This is a genomic window from Actinophytocola sediminis, from assembly GCF_054779715.1.
The window spans coordinates 67,511-87,248 of sequence record NZ_BAAGXS010000018.1; the positions used below are offsets into that span (position 1 = coordinate 67,511).

Annotated in this window: 18 protein-coding genes; 7 read left to right on the forward strand and 11 right to left on the reverse strand. The window is 70.1% G+C overall.

The window, feature by feature from the left end; all coding sequences use genetic code 11:
* Positions 1–7 precede the first annotated feature (7 nt).
* Positions 8–430, reverse strand: a complete 423-nt coding sequence (locus tag ACYVIP_RS10645) for a roadblock/LC7 domain-containing protein (RefSeq protein ID WP_460394695.1) — start codon at positions 428–430, stop codon at positions 8–10.
* Positions 411–2,864, reverse strand: coding sequence for a sensor histidine kinase (locus tag ACYVIP_RS10650; protein ID WP_460394697.1), 2,454 nt, complete (start codon positions 2,862–2,864; stop codon positions 411–413). The genes ACYVIP_RS10645 and ACYVIP_RS10650 overlap by 20 nt, the downstream gene beginning before the upstream one ends.
* Positions 2,865–3,104: 240 nt before the next feature.
* On the opposite strand from ACYVIP_RS10650, the gene ACYVIP_RS10655 reads away from it, so the two are divergent.
* The 5 genes from ACYVIP_RS10655 (at position 3,105) to cysN (ending at position 8,018) form a co-directional block, all read left to right on the forward strand.
* Positions 3,105–3,473: a DUF485 domain-containing protein gene (locus ACYVIP_RS10655; protein WP_460394699.1), complete on the forward strand. Its 369-nt coding sequence runs from the start codon at positions 3,105–3,107 to the stop codon at positions 3,471–3,473.
* Positions 3,470–5,038: a solute symporter family protein gene (locus tag ACYVIP_RS10660; protein ID WP_460394701.1), complete on the forward strand. Its 1,569-nt coding sequence runs from the start codon at positions 3,470–3,472 to the stop codon at positions 5,036–5,038. The genes ACYVIP_RS10655 and ACYVIP_RS10660 overlap by 4 nt, the downstream gene beginning before the upstream one ends.
* A gap of 69 nt (positions 5,039–5,107) precedes the next feature.
* Complete coding sequence (locus ACYVIP_RS10665; RefSeq protein ID WP_460394703.1) at positions 5,108–5,242, forward strand: hypothetical protein; 135 nt, start codon at positions 5,108–5,110, stop codon at positions 5,240–5,242.
* Positions 5,243–5,343: 101 nt separating this feature from the next.
* On the forward strand, positions 5,344–6,195 hold the full coding sequence (gene cysD, locus ACYVIP_RS10670; RefSeq protein ID WP_460395209.1) for a sulfate adenylyltransferase subunit CysD: 852 nt from the start codon (positions 5,344–5,346) through the stop codon (positions 6,193–6,195).
* Positions 6,195–8,018, forward strand: a complete 1,824-nt coding sequence (cysN, locus tag ACYVIP_RS10675; RefSeq protein WP_460394705.1) for a sulfate adenylyltransferase subunit CysN — start codon at positions 6,195–6,197, stop codon at positions 8,016–8,018. Before cysD ends, cysN begins: the two co-directional genes overlap by 1 nt.
* Before the next feature lie 28 nt (positions 8,019–8,046).
* Here the strand turns inward: cysN and ACYVIP_RS10680 are convergent, their stop codons facing one another.
* The 3 genes from ACYVIP_RS10680 to ACYVIP_RS10690 all read right to left on the reverse strand — a co-directional run bounded on the left by ACYVIP_RS10680 (position 8,047) and on the right by ACYVIP_RS10690 (position 11,164).
* The gene (locus ACYVIP_RS10680) at positions 8,047–8,823 is read right to left on the reverse strand and encodes an SDR family oxidoreductase (protein WP_460394707.1); all 777 of its coding nucleotides are present in this window, start codon (positions 8,821–8,823) and stop codon (positions 8,047–8,049) included.
* Positions 8,820–9,947: a sulfotransferase family protein gene (locus tag ACYVIP_RS10685; protein ID WP_460394709.1), complete on the reverse strand. Its 1,128-nt coding sequence runs from the start codon at positions 9,945–9,947 to the stop codon at positions 8,820–8,822. The genes ACYVIP_RS10680 and ACYVIP_RS10685 overlap by 4 nt, the downstream gene beginning before the upstream one ends.
* A gap of 134 nt (positions 9,948–10,081) precedes the next feature.
* Entirely contained in the window at positions 10,082–11,164 is a 1,083-nt protein-coding gene (locus ACYVIP_RS10690) for a DUF1214 domain-containing protein (RefSeq protein WP_460394711.1), read from the reverse strand.
* 868 nt (positions 11,165–12,032) lie between these two features.
* Between ACYVIP_RS10690 and ACYVIP_RS10695 the strand changes: the two genes are divergently transcribed.
* The gene (locus ACYVIP_RS10695; protein ID WP_460394713.1) at positions 12,033–12,410 is read left to right on the forward strand and encodes a histone-like nucleoid-structuring protein Lsr2; all 378 of its coding nucleotides are present in this window, start codon (positions 12,033–12,035) and stop codon (positions 12,408–12,410) included.
* A gap of 185 nt (positions 12,411–12,595) precedes the next feature.
* Here ACYVIP_RS10695 and ACYVIP_RS10700 read toward each other — a convergent pair whose 3' ends face one another.
* The 6 genes from ACYVIP_RS10700 to ACYVIP_RS10725 form a co-directional block, all read right to left on the reverse strand.
* Entirely contained in the window at positions 12,596–14,227 is a 1,632-nt protein-coding gene (locus ACYVIP_RS10700) for an ABC-F family ATP-binding cassette domain-containing protein (RefSeq protein WP_460394715.1), read from the reverse strand.
* A complete protein-coding gene (locus ACYVIP_RS10705; protein ID WP_460394717.1) occupies positions 14,224–14,625 on the reverse strand; it encodes a YchJ family protein in 402 nt (133 codons plus the stop codon). The genes ACYVIP_RS10700 and ACYVIP_RS10705 overlap by 4 nt, the downstream gene beginning before the upstream one ends.
* A 10-nt stretch (positions 14,626–14,635) precedes the next feature.
* Positions 14,636–15,517 (reverse strand): SAM-dependent methyltransferase, encoded by an 882-nt coding sequence (locus ACYVIP_RS10710; RefSeq protein ID WP_460394719.1) that lies wholly within the window; start codon positions 15,515–15,517, stop codon positions 14,636–14,638.
* 21 nt (positions 15,518–15,538) lie between these two features.
* A complete protein-coding gene (locus ACYVIP_RS10715) occupies positions 15,539–16,399 on the reverse strand; it encodes a helix-turn-helix domain-containing protein (RefSeq protein ID WP_460394721.1) in 861 nt (286 codons plus the stop codon).
* A 7-nt stretch (positions 16,400–16,406) separates the two neighbouring features.
* Positions 16,407–16,592, reverse strand: coding sequence for a DUF397 domain-containing protein (locus ACYVIP_RS10720; protein WP_460394723.1), 186 nt, complete (start codon positions 16,590–16,592; stop codon positions 16,407–16,409).
* 517 nt (positions 16,593–17,109) lie between these two features.
* A complete protein-coding gene (locus ACYVIP_RS10725; protein WP_460394725.1) occupies positions 17,110–17,805 on the reverse strand; it encodes a hypothetical protein in 696 nt (231 codons plus the stop codon).
* Between the two features lie 390 nt (positions 17,806–18,195).
* Here ACYVIP_RS10725 and ACYVIP_RS10730 point away from each other — a divergent pair, with 390 nt between their 5' ends.
* Positions 18,196–19,728 (forward strand): outer membrane protein assembly factor BamB family protein, encoded by a 1,533-nt coding sequence (locus tag ACYVIP_RS10730; protein WP_460394727.1) that lies wholly within the window; start codon positions 18,196–18,198, stop codon positions 19,726–19,728.
* Positions 19,729–19,738: the final 10 nt, after the last annotated feature.

The window sequence follows — 19,738 nt, forward strand, 5'->3', positions numbered from 1 at the left end:
GCTCTGGTCAGCCCGCGGCCAGGGCCGCCCGCAACTGCGGGGTCAGGATCTGCCCGACCTGGTCGACCAACACCGTCATCTCGTAGGCCACCTGCGTGATGTCGGTGTCCCGGTCGGCGAGCACGGCCAGGCAGGAGCCGTCCTTGATCGACATCAGCAGCAGCGCGCCGTGGTCCATCTCGATGACCGACCGGATCACCTGCTCGGCGCCGAGGCACTGCGCCGCCCCGAGGTTCAGGCTCACGATCCCGGCGGCGATCGCCGACATCTGCTCGGCGCGGTCGGTCGGCAGCCCGGTGGACGCGGTCAGCAACAGCCCGTCGACCGACACCACCACCGCGTGCGCCACCCCCGGCACACTGTCGGCGAAATTGTTCACCAGCCAGCCGAACTGCCCCATGTGGTGCGTGTCATCGGAAGTCCCGATCATGCCTCCCCCTTTCGGTTGTGCCATCACGAATGCCCGCCTGGTAATCACTGAGGAACCCGCGTGCCCGCGCGGGATCCCTGGCCGGCCGGCCACCGCCGCCCTGCGGCGGCGACTGCGGTGTCGACTGCGGTGTCGCCTGCGCGCGCGACTGGCCCTTCGGCACGCGTTTGGGCAACCCGTTTGGCCCGGTCGTCACCGTCGGCGCGGCCGGTGCGGCCGATGGCGGGGGCGCCGACGACCGGGATGCGTTGCCCCGGCGCCGCAGCCAGGTGAAGTCCGTGGCCGCCGCGGGGATCGACGCGGGGATCGACGCGGAGTCCGCCGCCTGCTGGTCCACCGGGGTGTGCGCGGTGAACAGGATCGACGCCGGCGTGCGGGCCAGTGGGAACTCGGGCAGCCGCACGTCGATCCCGGCCAGCTGCAGCCGGTCGGCCACCTGGACGGCCGGCGCGGTCCCGGTTTCGGCCGCCGACGGCTCGGCGCCAGCGGCGCCAGCGGTACCGGTGGTGGCTGTGCCAGGGATGGCTGTGCCAGGGATGGCTGTGCCCGTGGTGACTGCGCCCTCGGTACCGGCGGTGACGATGCCGGCGGGCACCACCAGCGAGGCGCCGAGACCGCGGCCCTCGCGCCGGTTCAACGTGACCGTGATCCCGTGCCGCGCGGTCAACCTGCCGACCACGAACAGGCCCATCTGGCGCGAGATCGGCACATCGACCCCGCCGCCGGCGGCGACCCGTTCGTTGGCCTCGCGCAGCTCGGTGTCCCCCATGCCGATGCCGTCGTCGAGGACGTCGATGCGCAGCGTGCCGTCGCCGAGCGCGGTGCTCTCGATGACCGCCTGGCTGTCCGGCGGGGAGAAGGTGGTGGCGTTCTCGATCAGCTCGGCCACCGAGCGGATCAGGTCGCCCGCCGCGTAGCCGACGATCCGCGCGTCGGGCACCGACCGGACGAGCGCCCGCTGGTACTGCTCCACCTCCGACACCGCGGCCCGCAGGATGTCGGGCAGCGGCACGGGTTCGGTGAACCGCCGGCCGAGCACGGCACCGGAGAGCACCATCAGGTTCTCGTTGTTGCGGCGCATCCTCGTTGCCAGGTGGTCGATCCGGAACAGGTTGGACAGCTGGTCGGGGTCGTCGGCCTTCTGCTCCAATTGTTCGAGCTGGCGCAGCTGGCGCTCCACCAGGCTCTGGCTGCGCCGGGACAGGTTCAGGAAGATGTTGCTCAGGTCGCGGCGCAGGGTCGCCTCGTCGGCCGCCGATGCCACCGCCTGCTCGTGCACCCGGTCGAACGCCCTGGCCAACTGGCCGAACTCCTCGGTGGTGTGCAACGGAACCGGCTGGATCACCGCCTTGTCCGCCTCGCCGGCGCGGATGGCCTCGACCGCCGCCGGCAGCCGGGTGGCCGCCACCTCCAGCGCGGTCCGGCGCAGGGTGCCGAACGAGCGCACCAGATAGCGGCCGAGCCCGCCGCCGACGCCGGCGGCGAGCAGCACCAACGTCAGCAGCAGCACCGACTCCGCGCCCGCGCGGTTGCTGATGTACTCGGCCAGCCGCCCGGACTCGGCGCGCAACCGGTCGGCCTCGTCCTCGCTGACCCCGCGCATCATCTCGGCGGTGGTGTTCAGCGTGGCGTCCCACTGCCGAGGGGTGAACCGCGCGGTGCCGGCGCGCACCGCGTCGGCCATCACCTGCCGCGCGGCGACCGCGTTGCCGGTCACCGCGCGCTCGTAGCGGCCGACCATCGCCGGTGGCGCGACACCCTGGAAGTCGCTGAGGTTGTCGTCCAGCCGCAGGTCCGCCTCCACGATCGGCGCGCCCTCGAGGGTGGACAGGGTGCCGTCGGCGAGCCCGAGCAACCCGGCCGCGTGCTGCACGCCGACCTGCTCACGGATCGACTGCAGCTCGTTGAGCGCGATCGAGGTCGCCGACAGCTGCTCGTCGGGGAACCGGCCGACCAGCGTCCGGTCGAACTCCAGGATCGCCTTCGCCACGGCGTTGTACGCGTTGAGGATGATCGACCGGTCGCCGCCGGCGTTGAGCCGTTCGCGTGCGTAGCCGAGCAGGCCGAGGTTTCCGGTCATCGCCCGGTAGCGCCGGGACACGTCCTCGCCGAGATCGGGCGCCTGGCCGAGTGCCTCGGTCGTCCGGCCGACCGCCGCGTCGGTGGCCGCGGCGCGCACGGTGATGTCCTGCGCGCCGCGCGCGGTCTCGTTGCGTTCCTCCTGCACCGCGGTCAGGGTGCGGCCCAGCTCCACCCGCAGGGCGGCGACCTGCTCGATGTCGGCGTAGCTGCCGGCAAGCGTGACGTCCTGCTGCACCCGCAGCACGCCGAGCACGAGCGCGCCGACCACCGGCACGACGAGGACCACACCGAGCTTGACCAGCAGCGGCCAGTTGCGCCACCGCACGGTCGCGGTCCACCATGTCCCGTTCACGAACAGCCCTTCACGGGATACGCCCAGCTGACGCGCCGGTGCGACGATTTTTATAAACCTAAGTAGGTCGTGACAATGAGTACAAGAGCTGATTACGCCACCAGTTGAATACGCTCCGTTGCATACCGATAGTAGGTCCCCTACCTGGGGCTTCCGGCCGCGAGTCGAACTTGACGTGGTAGCTACGCTTTCGGCGCCACACCAGGTTGGCGCGCTGGAGATCATCGCGGAGGCCCCGGCATGACCAGAATGTCTTCCTTTACCCGGCTGCCGGAAAAGGATTACCTTGCCGACGAGGCGGGTGCACCGGACTTCGGCATGATCCACGACCTGCCGGAATTCCGCGCGCTGCGCCGCCGGGTGGTCCGGTTCGTCTTTCCCGCGGCGGCGTTGTTCTTCTGCTGGTATCTGACCTATGTGCTGCTCGCCGCCTACGCCGAGGAGTTCATGGCGACGCCGGTGTTCGGCTCGGTCAATGTCGGGCTGCTGCTTGGCCTGTCCCAGTTCCTCAGCACCGTGCTCATCATGACCGCCTACTCCCGGTTCGCCAGAAGGAAGATGGATCCGCAGGTCAGCGCACTGCGGGCGCGGGCGGGTGGGCACGAGTGAGCGGCAACCCGGTGCTCAACATCGCGATCTTCGTCGGCATCGTCGCGGTGACCTTGTTCGTGGTCTACCGGGTCAGCAGCCGCAATACCACCACCGCCGACTACTACGCCGCTGGCGGTGCGTTCAGCGGGGTGCAGAACGGGGTCGCGCTGTCCGGGGACTATCTGTCCGCGGCGAGTTTTCTCGGGGTCGCCGGCGCGATCGCGGTTCATGGTTATGACGGATTCCTGTACTCGATCGGCTTTCTGGTCGCCTGGCTCGTCCCGCTGCTGCTGATCGCCGAGCGGTTCCGCAACGTCGGCCGGTTCACCATGGGCGACGTGGTCAGCTTCCGGATGCGCCAACGCCCGGTGCGCGCGGCGGCGGCGTACTCGACGCTGGTGATCTCGGCGTTCTACCTGATCGCCCAGATGGCCGGGGCCGGCGTGCTGGTGTCGCTGCTGCTGGACGTGCGCTCCACCGGCGGGCAGGCGCTGGTGATCGTCGGCGTCGGCGCGATCATGGTCAGCTACGTGCTGGTCGGTGGCATGAAGGGGACCACCTGGGTGCAGATCATCAAGGCCAGCCTGCTGTTGGCGTGCGTGCTCATGCTGAGTGTCTTCATCCTCGGCAAGTTCGGCTTCAACCTGAGCGCCCTGCTCGACCGCGCGGCGGCCAACAACGGGCACGGCGACGCGATGTTGGCCCCCGGCGCGCTGTTCGGGCAGACCGCGACGAGCAAGCTCGACTTCGTCTCGCTGGCCGTCGCGCTGGTGCTCGGCGCGGGCGCGCTGCCGCACGTGCTGATGCGGTTCTACACGGTGCCCGACGCGGTGCAGGCGCGCCGGTCGGTGATGTCCGCGATCTGGGCGATGGTGCTGTTCTACCTGGCCACGTTGGTCATCGGCTACGGCGCGAGCGCGATCGTCGGGTCATCGGCGATCATCTCCGCGCCCGGTGGGGAGAACTCGGCGGTGCCGCTGCTGGCCTTCGAGGTCGGCGGCGCGGTGCTGTTCGCGATCGTGGCCGCGGTCGCGTTCACCACGATCCTCGCGGTGGTGGCCGGGCTGACGCTGACCGCGTCGGCGTCCTTCGCCCACGACGTGTACGCGAACGTGATCCGGCACGGGCGGCCGAGACCGGGCGCGGAGCTGCGGGTCGCGCGGATCACCGCGGTGGTGATCGGCTGCCTGTCGATCCTCGGTGGCATCCTGGCGCTGGGCCAGAACGTGGCGTCGTTGGTGGCGTTGGCGTTCGCCATCGCCGCGTCGGCCAACCTGCCGACGATCCTCTACACGCTGTTCTGGCGGCGCTTCAACACGACCGGCACGCTGTGGTCCATGTACGGCGGGCTGGGCTCGTGCCTGCTGTTGATCGTGTTCTCACCGGTGTTCTCCGGCAGCAGCACCGCTATTCTCGAGAACGTGGACTTCCACGTGTTCCCGTTGAGCAATCCGGGCATCGTGTCGATCCCGCTGTCGTTCCTGCTCGGCTTCCTCGGCACCGTGCTGAGCCGCGACCGCGCCGATGCCGGCCTCGGCGAGCAGCTGTCGGTCCGCGCGCTCACCGGCATCGGGGCGAGGTGACCGGCAGACCGTTCAGCCTGCCGGTTGTTCAGCTCCCGAGGACTGGGTTGGCAGGCGAGTGCGATCAACATGAGCCACGAGCGCCTGGCCTGGCTGTGGGACACGCTCGGCTGGCCGGTGTACCCGCCGGAACCGGTGTCGGTTGGCGCCGCGCGCGCCCGGTTTCCCGGCGTCCTGATGCCGGACATTCACCCCCATCCGTAGTGAATCTGGCTGTCCCGGCGGGTTAGTACGAACGGTCTACGCCTAGCATGTCCAGAGTGTGGACCCACCTTGACTGGCTGGAGGCCGAGAGTATCGACATCATGCGCGAGGCGGTCGCCGAGAGCGAGAGACCCGTGCTGTTGTACTCGATCGGCAAGGACTCCTCTGTCCTGCTCCACCTGGCGAGGAAGGCGTTCTACCCGTCACCGCCGCCGTTCCCGTTGCTGCACGTCGACACCACCTGGAAGTTCCGGGAGATGATCGAGTTCCGGGACCGGGTCGTGGCCGAGCACGGCCTCGAGCTGATCGTGCACCACAACCCGGAGTGCCTGGCGCTTGGCATCAACCCGTTCACCCACGGCTCGGCCACCCATACCGACATGTGGAAGACCCAGGGCCTGCGCCAGGCGATGGACAAGCACCGCTTCGACCTCGCGTTCGGCGGCGCCCGCCGGGACGAGGAGGCCTCGCGCGCCAAGGAACGGGTGTTCTCCTTCCGCACCGCCGACCACCGCTGGGAACCCCGCGCCCAGCGCCCCGAGCTGTGGCGGCTGTACAACGCGCGCACCGCGCCCGGGGAGAGCATCCGGGTGTTCCCGCTGTCCAACTGGACCGAGCTGGACGTCTGGCAGTACATCGAACGGGAGCGGATCCCGGTGGTGCCGCTGTACTTCGCGGCCAGCCGGCCGGTGGTGGAGCGGGACGGCTCGCTGATCATGGTCGACGACGACCGGATGCCGCTGACCGACGGCGAGCTTCCCGAGCAGCGCACGGTGCGGTTCCGCACGCTTGGCTGCTACCCGCTCACCGGCGCGGTGGCGAGCACCGCCACGACCGTGCGCGAGGTCGTCGCGGAGACCGTCGGCGCGACCAGCTCCGAGCGGCAGGGCCGGATGATCGACCGCGACCAGTCCGGGTCGATGGAGCGCAAGAAGCGGGAGGGGTACTTCTGATGGGTCTCCTGCGGTTCATCACCTGCGGCAGCGTCGACGACGGCAAGAGCACGCTGATCGGCCGGCTGCTCTACGACACCCGCCAGCTGCACGCCGACCAACTCGCCACCCTGGCCGCCGACTCCAAGCGGCACGGCGCGACGCTGGACCTGTCGCTGCTGGTCGACGGCCTGCTCGCGGAGCGCGAACAGGGCATCACGATCGACGTCGCCTACCGGTACTTCGCCACCGAGGCGCGCGCGTTCATCGTCGCGGACACCCCGGGCCACGAGCAGTACACCAGGAACATGGTCACCGGCGCGTCCACCGCGGACGCCGCGGTCATCCTGCTGGACGCGCGCAGGGGCGTGCTGCGCCAGACCCGCCGGCACAGCCATCTGGTCGCGCTGCTCGGCATCCGCAAGGTCGTGCTCGCGGTGAACAAGATCGACCTGGTCGGCTACGACCAGCAGACCTTCGAGCAGATCGCGAAGGACTACCGGGAGTTCGCCACCGAGATCGGCATCGACGAGGTGGCCTGCGTCCCGGTCTCCGCGCTCGACGGCGCCAACGTGGTCACCCCGGCCACCCAGATGCCGTGGTACGACGGGCCGACCCTGCTCGACTGGCTCGAGCGGGTGGATGTCGAGGACGACCGGCGGGCCTCGCCGTTCCGGATGATCGTGCAGTGGGTGAACCGGCCGGACCCGGACTTCCGCGGCCTGTCCGGGGCGATCCTCGGCGGCACCATCCGGCCGGGCGAGAAGGTGCGCGTGTTCCCCGGCGAGCACGAGACCACGGTGGAGCGGCTGGTCACCTTCGACGGCGACCTGGACGAGGCAGGCGCCGGCCAGTCGGTCACTGTCGTACTGGCCGACGACCTGGACATCAGCCGGGGCGCGGTGCTCACCGCGGGGGACCCGCCGTCGATCGCCGGCGCGTGCCAGGCCGACCTGATCTGGCTGGGGGAGCAGGAGATGCTCCCCGGCAGGCGCTACCTGGCCAAGATCGGCGCGCGGACCGTCGGGCTGAGCCTGGACTCGCCCAAACACCGGCTGGACGTCGACACCGGCGCCCACCTCGCGGCGAAGACCCTGCACCTCAACGAGATCGGCCTTGGCAACGTCCACTTCGACCAGCCGATCGCGGTGGATCCCTACCGGGACAACCGTGATCTCGGCGGGTTCATCATCATCGACCGGCTCACCAACGCCACCGTCGGCGCCGGGCTGGTGCGCTTCGCGCTGCGCCGGTCGACCAACGTGCAGTGGCAGGACCTGGCGGTCGACAAGGACGAGCGGGCGCGGCTCAACGGGCACCGCGGCTGCGTGGTGTGGTTCACCGGGCTGTCCGGCGCCGGCAAGTCGACGATCGCGAACCTGGTCGAACAGCGGCTGCACGCGCAGGGCAAGCACACGTTCACCCTCGACGGCGACAACGTGCGGCACGGCCTGAACCGCGACCTTGGCTTCACCGACGTCGACCGGGTGGAGAACGTGCGCCGGGTGGGCGAGGTGGCCGGGCTGATGGTGCAGGCCGGGCTGATCGTGCTGGTGTCGTTCATCTCGCCGTTCCGCGCGGAGCGCGCACTGGCCCGCGGCATCGTCGAGGCCGACGAGTTCTGCGAGGTCCACGTGGACACCACGCTCGCCGTGGCGGAGAGCCGGGATCGCAAGGGCCTCTACGCCAAGGCCCGCCGAGGCGAACTGCCCAACTTCACCGGCATCGACTCCCCCTACGAACCCCCCGAGTCCCCCGAGGTGAAGGTGAACACCGCCACCACCACCGCCGAGGAGGCGGCTGACGCCATCCTGACCCAACTCCACACCCTCGGCGTCTTCTGAACCGCGATGAAGGACGCCTTCGTCGCATTCAGCTCGGCATGTGCTCGCCGCCGTTGACGTCGAGGACGGCGCCGGTCAGTTCGGTGGACAGCTTGGAGAGCAGGAACAGGATGGCGCCCGCGCAGGCCTCGTCGGTGGGGATGCGGTTGAGCGGGTTGCGGGCGGCGATCTCGTCGTAGACCTCCTGTTTGGTCACGCCGCGCTGGGTGGCGGTCAGTTCGAGGTAGTACCGCACGCCGGGGCCGTCCAGCCAGCCGAGCACGGCCTGGTTGACCCGGATACCGCGCTCGCCGAGCTCCAGCGCGAGGTACTGGCTCGCGCACGCCATGGCCGCCTTCGCCAGCGCGTAGCCGCCCTCGCCGCGCATCGGCTTGCGGGTGGACATGGTGCCGACGTTGACGATCGCCGAGCCGGCCGGCATGTGCGCCACGGCGGCCCTGGTCATCTCCAGCGCGCCGTGCACGATGATGTCCAGCGAGCGGCGCAGCTGCCGGTCCGGGGTGGCGAGCAGGTCGTGGAAGCCGGGGTGGGAGTAGGCGGAGTTCACCAGCCCGGTCACCCGGCCGAACCGCTCGACCGCGGTGTCCACGACCCGGGCCGCGTCCGCCGGCCGGCGCACGTCGCACGGCACGCCGACCGCCTCGCCGCCGGCCGCGGCGACCCGCTCGGTCACCTCGGCCATCACCTCGGTCGACCGCGCGGCCATCACGACCTTCGCACCCTCGGCGGCCGCGCGGGTGGCGAGCTTGGCGCCGAGCCCGGCGCCGACTCCGGAGACGATCACGACCTCGCCGTCGAGGATCACGGGGTGCCTTCCTGGTAGTAGGCGAAGTCCCTGGCCAGGCCGTCGTCGCTCAGCCCGAAGTCCGCCGAGGTGTAGGTGTGCGTGCCGTGCCGCTGCGCGCGGTTGCGTTCGCGGTAGTCGGTGAACGCGGCCCGGTCGTGCTCGTCGGCGGGCAGGCCGAGCTCGCCGAGCAGGGCCATCGTCCGCTCGATCGGGTCGGTGACCAGGTCGGTGAACCGGACGTCGACGAACCGGTCCTGGCGCCGGTCCCTTGACTCGACGAACCCGCGCAGCGTGGTGGCGAACCGGTCGGCCCAGTACGGCCCGACGGCGTGCGGGTCGACCTCGTCGCTGTACTGCCGGCTCATCGACACCACCATCGAGGCGTAGGAGGGCACCGCGGCCACCGGCGACCGGTGGGTCATCACGATCCGGCAGCCGGGGAAGGTGTCCAGCACGGTGTCGGTGGCCATCAGGTGATGGGGCGACTTGAGCACCCACGCCCGGCCGGCGCGGGCCGGGTCCTGCCACTGGAGCAGCTGGAGCCACTCCCGCAGTTCCGCGTACGCCGGGGCCTGGTCGACCTGGCGTAGCCAGTCGCCGTAGGTGGGCACCCAGTAGAAGGAGTCGAAGCTCATCGAGGTGAACGTGCGGTCGAGCAGGATCACGTCCTCCTCCGGACCGTCCCACTCGATGGTGTGGATGTCGCCGAAGTCGGGTGACATCTCCAGGAAGACCGCGGCCCGCTCCCGCGCTCGCCGCTTGCGTTCCTCGGCGTCGCGGCCCTCGCCGGGAAACGGGACGGGATAGGAGGTCTCCCAGGACAGCGGGGCGGTCAGCCGGGGAGAGGCGGCGAGCAACCGGTGCAGCAGCGTCGACCCGGTCCGGGGCAGACCGCAGATCACCGCGGCCACCGGCACGTCGAGCTCGGCGATCTCCGGGTGCCGGCGGCGCAGTTCCCTGGCGCGCAACCGGTCGCCGAGCAACGCGGTGAGCCGGCGCCTGGTCAGCTCGAGCCCCAGCGGGGACAGCCGCGCCTGCTCGACCAGGCTCGTGGTGAGCACGGTCAACGGCTCGATGAACCAGTCATCACCGAAGTCGTCCAGCCCGGTCCGCCGCCGAGCGGCGTAGAGCAGTCCCGCCACCCCGGATTTAAATGTGTTGGTTGCGTTGGGGATGGAGGGTGCCGGTTGGTGAGGTACTTGTGGCTGGGTTGCGTCACGTTCCCCTGAGGTGCGGTTGGGGAGGCCCTTTGATTCTGGGGTTGACGGAGGGTGCTTCACCGGACCTCCTTGAGCGGTACCACGCGGCAGTCGGGGACGGGGTGTTCGGTGGCGCCCAGCCAGCGGAGTAGGGCGGTGCCGCTGGTGTGTCCGCAGGTGTCGATCCAGTTGCCCCGGCCGGGATCGGTGGCCGCGACGATGATCGTGAGCCGGCCGTCGGGGTCGCGGACGGCGGTGTGTTTGTTGACCGTGATCCGGTGGTCGTGGTCGAGGGACTCCATCCACCAGTTGTCCAGCTGGAAGTTCCAGTACGGGCAGTCGGGCACCACGGTCTGGATGACCCACGCCTCGTCCGGCGCCAGCCGCCAGTAGCCGTGCAGGTAGTGGATCTCCGGGTCGCCGCCGGCGCGCTGGAACATCTCCTGGCCGAAGTCGGGCAGCTCGTTGGGCCGGGACATGAACAGCTCGGTCCAGCCGGCGAAGGTGGCCGCGGTCCCGTGCACGGCCAGCGCCGCCCGGCGCAGGGCCTTGGCCAGGAACTCCGGGTCCAGCGGCCCGGGGGCGGCCGGGCCGTCGACGTTCTCGATCCGCCAGCTGCCCGGTTCCTCGCGCTCGCGGTCGAGGTAGGTCTGGCGGACCACGAGGCTGGTCGAGTCCGCCGCCAGCGGCAGCCAGTTCCCCGCGCACGGGGTGGCGCTGGCGATGATGGTCACCGTGCCGTCCTCGTCGACCTCCAGGTCACGGTCGGACAGCTCGCCGGTGGAGGCCATCGTGCCGTCCTTGGCGTAGCGGTTGGCCTTGGACCCGATGCTGAAGTAGGCGATGGTGCCCCGCCTGCCGGTGATCCGGTAGGTCCGGTCGCCGCGGATGGTGGCCGACAGGTAGACGTTGTCCGGGTTGTCGGCGCCGATCTTGACCAGGTCGAGCTCCCGCAGCCGGGGAAGGTCCGGGTCGGCGTTCTCGATGGTGGCGTAGAGCATCTCGCGCACCAGCCGGGTCAGATACCGAAACCCCTCCGCGCGGTCCAGCGCCGTGGCCGGCGCGTGCTCGCGTAACACCACCTGCCCGGCCCCCTCCAGTGCCCGGCAGAACTCCGTCCACACCTGCCCGGTCAGTACCTCAGCCGCCGCGTCGCCCACCTGACCTCCAAGACCGAATCTAGAACACGTTCTACCAGAGTCCCCGGCTCCCCGTCTCATCCCTGAAACACAAAAGCGATCTGTAACACCCCCGCCGACCCCGACGATGTCCCAGTTGCCCCCGCGGTGCTGGCGGACCCCCGACCTGTCAGCACTCGCGGGGGCTTCTGCTTTCCCACCCCCGCGCGAGTCCAACGCTCCCGCCCCGCGAGTCCAACGCTCGTGACACGCGAGCCCAACGCTCCGGACCCGCGAGTGCAACGCTCCCGACAATGCGATCGGCTGTGGCGTGGCGGCGGTACCGACCGGGCGTGGCCAGGGTCTTCTCCCGCACTTTGGGATTGCGCGCCCTGGCGCGCCACCAAACCGAACAAGTCACCACAAGCCCATGACGGGCGAAATGACGCCGTCTCGGGCCGGGAACAGCGGGAACCCGCAGGCCCAGCGCCCCGTCGGCGCGCGCTGGCGAAACAAGAAACCGCCCATCCCGCACGGACCGGACTCCGCGCGGGGCCCATTCAGGCCAAGGGCATCGCCCGATGAGCAGGCGTGGCTGGCGTCGGCCGAAAACTGGTGGCATCCTCCAGTCAGGCAGCCTCGTCGAGTGACCGAGCCGGGCCGCCTCGCCCCGCTCTCCGGGAGCGCCGGAATCCTCGATCGTATTGACCCCCCGGTCATGGTCCACCTCGGACTGTTGCGCTGTGTAGCGCGCGTCGCTACTCGGCCGGGTTGGCTGAGAACTTCTACCCAGCTAAATAAATCCTGATGCCTTGATCTGCCGCCCCCTGCTTGGAATACTGCCGGGCGCTTGCTAATGTTCAGCAACTGATAGTCGCATTCGCGACGGCATCTCAGAAGGGCTCCCCTCATGGCGCAGAAAGTTCTTGTCCAACTGGTAGACGATCTGACCGGTGCGGCTTCCGCCGACATCTCCACCGTCCTGTTCGGATTGGACGGTGCCAACTATGAGATTGATCTCACCGAAGAGAACGCCGAGCGGCTCCGGGGCACGCTTGCCGACTATGTGAACGCCGCGCGGCGCACCGGTGGTCGAATCAAGCGTGGTAGCCGACCAACGAACGGTGCCGCGGCCAACGGAGAAGCGGGCCAGGTCCGTGAGTGGGCCCAGGAGAACGGCTTCGAGCTCTCCGCCCGCGGTCGCATTCCTGGTCACGTGCTGGAGGCGTACAAAGACGCCCAGACGGTGGAGAAGGCCCCCAAGCGTCGCACCCGCAAGAAGAGCTGACCCGCCATTAGCTGGCGCACGAGCTGGGGCCGTGAATTCGCGCTGCCCTGAAGGACGTCAACGGACACCCACGGTCCACGGCGTCCTTCAGGGCAGTCCAGCGAAACGCCGGTGGCCGATGTCGGGCTCGCAGAGCAGTTCCCAGTAGGCGAACCGGTACCGGTTCGCCTGATTCGTGCCACTTCTCAGCTGACGGTGCCGTCGATCACGTGAATGTGGCGGTTGGTGTGCACGGCGTCGAGCATCCGACGGTCGTGGGTCACCAGTAGCAGGGTGCCCGGATAGTTCGCCAGCGCCGATTCGAGCTGCTCGATCGCCGGCAGGTCCAGGTGGTTGGTCGGCTCGTCGAGCACCAGCAGGTTCACCCCCCGCGCCTGGAGCAACGCCAGCGCCGCCCGGGTGCGCTCACCCGGGGAGAGGCTGTCGCCGGTGCGCAGCACGTGCACGGCGGTCAGCCCGAACTTCGCCAGCAGGGTACGGATCTCGGCCGGCGGCCAGTCCGGCAGCTCGGCCTCGAACGCCCCGAGCAGCGTCCGGTCCCCGGTGAACAGCCCCCGGGCCTGGTCGACCTCACCCACCCGCACACCGGGCCCCAACGCACTGTGGCCGGCACTGAGCTCGACCCGCCCGAGCAGCGCGGCCAGCAGCGTCGACTTCCCGGCCCCGTTCGCGCCGGTGATCGCCACCCGGTCGGCCCAGTCGATCTGCAGGTCGACCGGCCCGAGCGTGAACTCGCCCCGGCGTACGACCGCGCCGCGCAACGCGGCGACCACCGCGCCCGACCGTGGCGCCGCGGCGATCTCCATCCGCAGCGCCCACTCCTTGCGCGGTTCCTCGACGGTGTCCAGCCGCTCGATGAGCCGGTCGGTCTGCCTGGCCTTCGCGGCCTGCTTCTCCGTGGCCTCGACCCGTTTGTTCCGGCCGATCTTGTCGTTGTCGGTGGCCTTGCGCCGCGCGTTGCGCACGCCCTTGTCCATCCACGCCCGCTGGGTCCGCGCCCGCTGTTCCAGCGCGGCCTTCGTGCCGGCGTACTCCTCGTAGCGCTCGCGCGCGTGCCGGCGCTCGACGGCCCGCTCGGCCAGGTAGGACTCGTATCCGCCGCCGTAGCTGTTCACCTGCTGCTGGGCCAGGTCCAGCTCGACCACGCCGGTGACCGTGCGGGCGAGGAACTCGCGGTCGTGGCTCACCACCACGGTCGCCGCGCGCAGGCCGGTGACGAACTCCTCCAGCCTGGCCAGCCCGTCCAGGTCGAGGTCGTTGGTCGGCTCGTCGAGCAGGAAGATGTCGTAGCGCGACAGCAGCAGCGAGGCCATCCCGGCGCGGGCCGCCTGCCCGCCCGACAGCGAGGTCATGGTCGCGTCCAGGTCGACGGTCAGGCCGAGGTCGGCGGCCGCGTCGGCCATCCGCTCGTCGAGGTCCGCGCCGCCGAGAGCGAGCCAGCGTTCCAGCGCGTCGGCGTAGGCGTCGTCGGCGCCAGGTGCCTGCGCGGTGAGCGCCTCGGTGGCCGTGTCCAGCACGTGCTGGGCGGCGGTGACGCCGGTCCGTCTGCCGAGGAACGCGCGCACGGTCTCGCCCGGCCGCCGGTCCGGTTCCTGGGGCAGGTAGCCGACGTTCGCGCTCGGCGGGCTCAGCGAGACCGCGCCCTCCTCGGGCGCGATGAGGCCGCCGAGCACGCGCAGCAGCGTCGACTTGCCGGCGCCGTTCGCGCCGACCAGCCCGAGCACGTCGCCCGGCGCGACCACCATGTCCAGCCCGGCGAACAGCACCCGGTCCCCATGCCCGGCCGCCAGTCCCTTGGCGACCAACGTGGCGTTCATGGTTGTGCCGCCTCTCCGGGACCAACTGGCCGCACTCCGTCCAGGTAGACCCAGCGGCCGTCGTGGCGGCGGAAGCGGGAGCGTTCGTGTTGTACGCCACGCCGGCCCGCCTCGCGGTAGTGCGCGCGGAACTCGACCGTGCCCTCGGTGTGCAGCAGCCCGCCGCCGCTGGTGGTCACGATCTCCAGGCGTTGCCAGTGTTGACCGGGGTCCAGGGTCAGTGTCCCCGGCCGGGTGCTCGGGTCCCAGGTCAGCAGCAGATACGTGACATCACCGACGGCGAACGCGGTGTACCGCGAGCGCATCAGTGCCACGGCCGTCGGCGCGGTGGTCGCGCCGGAGTGCAGGGGCCCGCAGCACTCCTCGAACGGCAGGGCCGTCCCACATGGGCAGTTCACCCACCCATTGTCACGCCTTCCTGCCGACACCCGACCAGAGGCCAGCGTGGCTGGGTGACGGGAACGTGATGGTACGGACGCTGGGGCCGGTCTCCTCCGGATGCCACTGCGGCGCCCACACCCAGCCGGGGTCGAGCATGGACCAGCCGTCGAGCAGCGCGCTGATCTCCGCGCGGGCGCGGAAGACCAGGTCGCTGCTGATCTCTCGGTCGAAGGCGCGTTTCAGCTCGGCGAAGCCCTCGGTGATGGCGGGTGGCACGCCGTCCAGGGTGGCGTGCGTGATCGCGATGAACGAGCCGGGTGGCAGCAGCTCGCGGAACCGGGCGACCGACTCGGCGCTGACATCGCCGCGCGGGCCGGGCTGGCGGAAGTGCAGCACGGCGATCAGTAACAGGCCGACCGGCGCGTGCGGGTCGAGCAGCTCGGTGTCCAGCGCCTGCTCCCACACCTCGTCCGGGGTGCGCAGGTCGGCGGCGATCGCCGCGTGCCGGTTGGGGTCGCCCTGCTGGTCGAGCATGATCTCCGCGTGCGCGACGGTGACCGGCTCGTTGGCCACGTACACCACCCGGGTGTCCGGTCGGCGGCGTTGGGCGTGGCGCAGCTCGTCGGCGACCTCGTGGGTGTTCCCGGAGGTGGGCACGCCGGCGCCGATGTCGAGGAACTGGCGGACGCCGTGCTGGTCGAGATGGCGTACCACGCGGTTGAGGAATACCCGGTTGCCGAGCGCGATGTCCTTGAGCAGGGGAAAGGTGCGCAGCACGCAGTCGGCGAACTCGCGGTCGGCCGCCCAGTTCGTCCGGCCGCCGAGGTAGTAGTCGTATATCCGGGCGATGCTCGGCCGGTGCAGGTCGATGCCGGCCGGCGGTCCCGGATCGGAATTGTCACGGGGCATGAAGATGCCTTTCCTGGCGTGTTATTCGGCGGTCTTCCGCCAAGCGGTTCTGGCCTCGTCGATCAGATTCTCGAGAAATTTCCGGCTGTCCTCGACGCTGAGCGCGGCATGGCGCAGGCGCTGCCAGTAGAGAATTCGATCGGCGACTGGTTTGGCGGCGCGGAACATTCGGCCGTCGCTGGCGTGCTCGACATAGGCGACGTCCTTTTCCTGGCCGGCGAACCGCAGCACGGTGAAATCCGCGTCGAGGTAGGGAATGTCCGCGTCGAAGGTCAGGATCTGGATGGCCACCCGTTTGTTGGCGATGCCCAGGTTGACCAGGTGTTCGGCCTGGTCGATGACCAGAGCCGGGGTGCGCCCGCCCGGCATGCGGTGCAGCGACGACTCGCTCAGGATCACGTTGTAGTGCGGCGGGTGCTCGCCGGTGATGACGTTCGCGCGTTCCTGCCAGTCGTACAGCAGGGATGTCAGGTCGGTCGGGTCCCCTGACCTGGTGAACTGCATGAGCATGTAGGGCTCGGACTGCAGTGGGCGGGGGATGCGTTCACTGTGCAGCGCCAGGATCTCGGTGGCTCGCCGTTCGAGTTCGAGTAGTTGGAGGAACGACGGGTTCGGGCGGGTGTCGGCGGGTTGGCCGGGGCCGACGGAGACGGCCAGTGCCCTGATCCCGCTGGTCGCCTCGTCCGGCACCTGGTAGATCCGCAGGAGGTGGCTGAGGTCCTTGGGGCTGATCGCGCAGTGGGTGGTCTCGATTTTGTTGATCTTTCCCTGACGGCAGCCGAGCGCGGCCGCCGCCTGGGCCTGGGTCATGCCGGCCACCCGGCGCGCGTCGCGCAGTGCCGCGCCCAACCTTGTGCGGCGCGCGCCGGGCTTGCCTGTCATGTTCCACCTATCGCACGAGTCCCGTCACGAAGGCGGTCCACCGGTCGAAGGCGAACTTCAACGGCACCGCGTCGACGTTCTTCGAGTCCCGCACTCCAACGGAGTTGGCGTCGAACCTGATTTCTACACAGTTGTTGTGCGGAGTGCAACGACGGGTGCGTGCCCAGCCAGTGGTGTCGGTGTGCCAATGCATGATCAACTCCAATCCCCGAGCTGCTGGTACCGATTAATCGTGAGGGGGAAATAATCCGGGCGCAAGCCCTCGGGATGGATAGTTGTGCGCCGCGTTGTGCGCAGGTGATTAATCGTGGTGATTATGTGCACTATTTTGCCCGACCGATCACTGAATGACCGTTGGTCGCGTGATTGCGACCGTTGGGCGACGGGTAGCGGTACGGCTGTGGCAGCCGGGCTGATTTGTGCAAACTGGAAACAACTCGCCGGGGTCCCCGGCGAGGGATTCACGCCGATTAGTCCACCCGGAGCGTCTGAGTCCGCAGGCGGGGGAGGGATGGCCGGGAGTGGGGCGGTCATCTGCGCCGCGGCGCGCACCGGGGGCGAAGGCGGTCCGACACGCTTGGAGGGTGTCGGACCGCCGACGTCGGTGGTGGTCGGCGCTCAGCCTCGGGTCAGATGTCGGCCGTTGTGCGGCCGGGTGGCGGGTGGCGGGTGGCTCAGCCTCGGGTCGTGGTGTTGCGCTGCCCGGTCTCTCAGCCTCGGGTCATGGTGTCGAGTGCGGCGCGGCCCGGTTGACCGGACAGGTCCCAGTCCACCGCGCCGAGCAGGAACGCGATGATCGCGTCGGCCAGGATGCTGGCGCCCTTCCACCGGTAGCTGGCGTAGTCGTCCGGATGTACCCGGTGTCGCAGCAGGAACCCGTCCAGCAGCGCCTGTAGCACCGCGGCCATCCGCTTGAACGTCCACTCCGGACGCATCACCAGGTCCAACCCGTTGGCCAGACTGCGATACAGGTCAAGCCAGACCCGCGTCGCCTGCTGTGGGCTGGGCAACAGCGCCTCGGAGAGATGCGGGTGCCGGGGCAGCAGCGGACCGAGATGGAGGATCAGGTAACTCCTCGGATGCCGGGTCAGCTCGGCCAGCAGGTCATCCGCCGCCCCTGTGATCAACCGGGACACCGAGTTCGCCCGCGCCGGCACCAACGCGTCCTGCTCCCGCAACAACGTGTACACCACGGCATCGGGGAGGAACTCCGCCCGCGTCGGCCATCGGCTGAAGAACGCCCGCCTGCTCGCGCTCTCCCCGCTCCAGGACTGCGCCAGCCGGATGACGTCCTCGGACTGCAACCAGTCCAGCGCCAACGGAAACCGCACATGCCGCAGCCGCCGGGACTGCGCCGGATGTATCGGCTCCTCCTGTAGGTACGCCTCGATCAGCTCAGCCGCCACAGCGAGAAAATTCTGGGCTGTGACATCGTGGCGCGAAGGAATTGTTCGCATACCCACGTCGGCGTCCTCCAAGGGCACGTGGACCACGACAAGTGTGGCGGCACAAGAAGATCGAGCGCTGCCCGGCAGAAGGGTGACACCCTTACCTAACTCTCGGTAATCGGTCGTTCACTGATTTCTCCGTCGACAAACCGGGATCGGCGCAGGTGAAAAGGCACCGGACCGCATTTCGGCCGCCTGCCAGCGAACCAGCGGCCCGGTCGCGCGGTCACCCCAGCGGCCCAGTCCGAACCGCTCGCCCGCGCCTGGGGCGGGCCAGCGGGATCGGGAACTTCCGGCGACCGGCGTTCGTATCGACTATGGATCACGCCCAGTCGGAGGAGTGTGCCCATGGTTCGCCTCGTCGCGACGGTCGCAGCGGCGGGCGGCGGCGCCGCGGTGCTGCTCCCTGGTGGCCCGGTTCGTCCTGATCATCCGGATCTGGAGGTGCTCGGCGGCGCCGCGGCCCTTGTCGTGGTCGCGGCGTTGACCTACGTCCGGAACCGGTGGTCACGGCCGGCGGCCGGGCTGCTCGCCGCCGGTGGCGCCGCGTGGGCGGTCTACCTGCTGCTCGGGGATCTCGCCAGCGGGCTGCCCGGCGCGAGCACCGCCGTGCTCGCCGCCTGCGCGGCCGCGGCCGTGGTGGGCATCGTGGCCGACGCCGTGCGACCGGTGCGGTTGTCTCTGGCCGTGCCGTTGGTCGTGGTGCTGGTCGCGGCCGCGGTCGCCGGTGGGCTGCTGGCGCCCCGATTACCGGTCCGCGCGAGCGAGGCGAGCGCGGTCGAACCGCCCGCGCTCGCGCGGGAACCCGGTGAACGGCGCTGGACCTGGCGCACCTCGGAGGCTGTGCTGGGGATCGTGGCCGCGGGCGCCGGGGTCGTGGTGGCCGTCGGCGGCGGTGAGCTGGCCGCGCTCGACGGGCCGACCGGCGCGATCCGCTGGCGTTACGCCCGCCCCGGCGCGCGGGTGCTGGCCCTGGTGTCCACTCCGGACCGGGCGACCGTGGTGGCCGCGTTCGCCCCCGGCGGCGGGCAGGTCACCGGTGCGGCGCTGCTCGTGGTGCTGGACGCGATCACCGGCGGCGTCCTCCGTGAGTCCATTGTGGACGATTCGGAGGTGGACTTCCTGGTACCGACGAACAACACCCTGCCGCTGCGCCACCACGCCACCCCAGCGGACGGCACGCTGCGCGGCGTGGAGCTGCGCACCGGCGCGGAACTGTGGACCTGGTCGGCGCCGGCGGGCTGCACCTCCCCCTTCCACCTGCCGCGCAGCGGCGCCGAGGTCGTGCTCACCACGATCCGCTGCGGCGACCGGACCGGCGTGCTGGCGCTGGACGAACGGGACGGTGAGCGACGCTGGGAGCACCTGGCCGATGTCCCCGCCAGTAGCCAGGTCGACTACTTCCTGTCCACCAGCCAGGACGGCGCGGTGGTGGCCGTACAGTTCGCCGGGCGACAGGTGTTGCTGCGCACCGAGGACGGCACCGAACTGACCGAAGTGGACCGCTCGGCCAGCGTCGAGGTCGGCACCCATCCGCTGCTCACCGGCGAGCCGACCGACGAGATCGGCCCGGAGATCGTAGACCCGGACACCGGCGAGCGCACCGAACTGCCATCGGCCACCTGCGCGGACCCGAGAGCCGAGGCCACCACCGCGTCGGCCTACCTGCGGGTGTGTGGTCCGGACACCGACGCCAGCCTGGTCTGGCAGGACTTCGCCGGCGACGGGCAGCTCGCCCGCACGCCGATCGGTTGGGGCGCATCGACTTCCCCCTCGTCGAGGATGCTCGGCCTGCGCGCGCACGCGGTCGTGCTGCCCGCTCCCGGCGCGATCGTCGTCGCCAGGGCCGGTGATCTCCTGGTCACCGGCTACCCCGGCTGACACCCGGCGG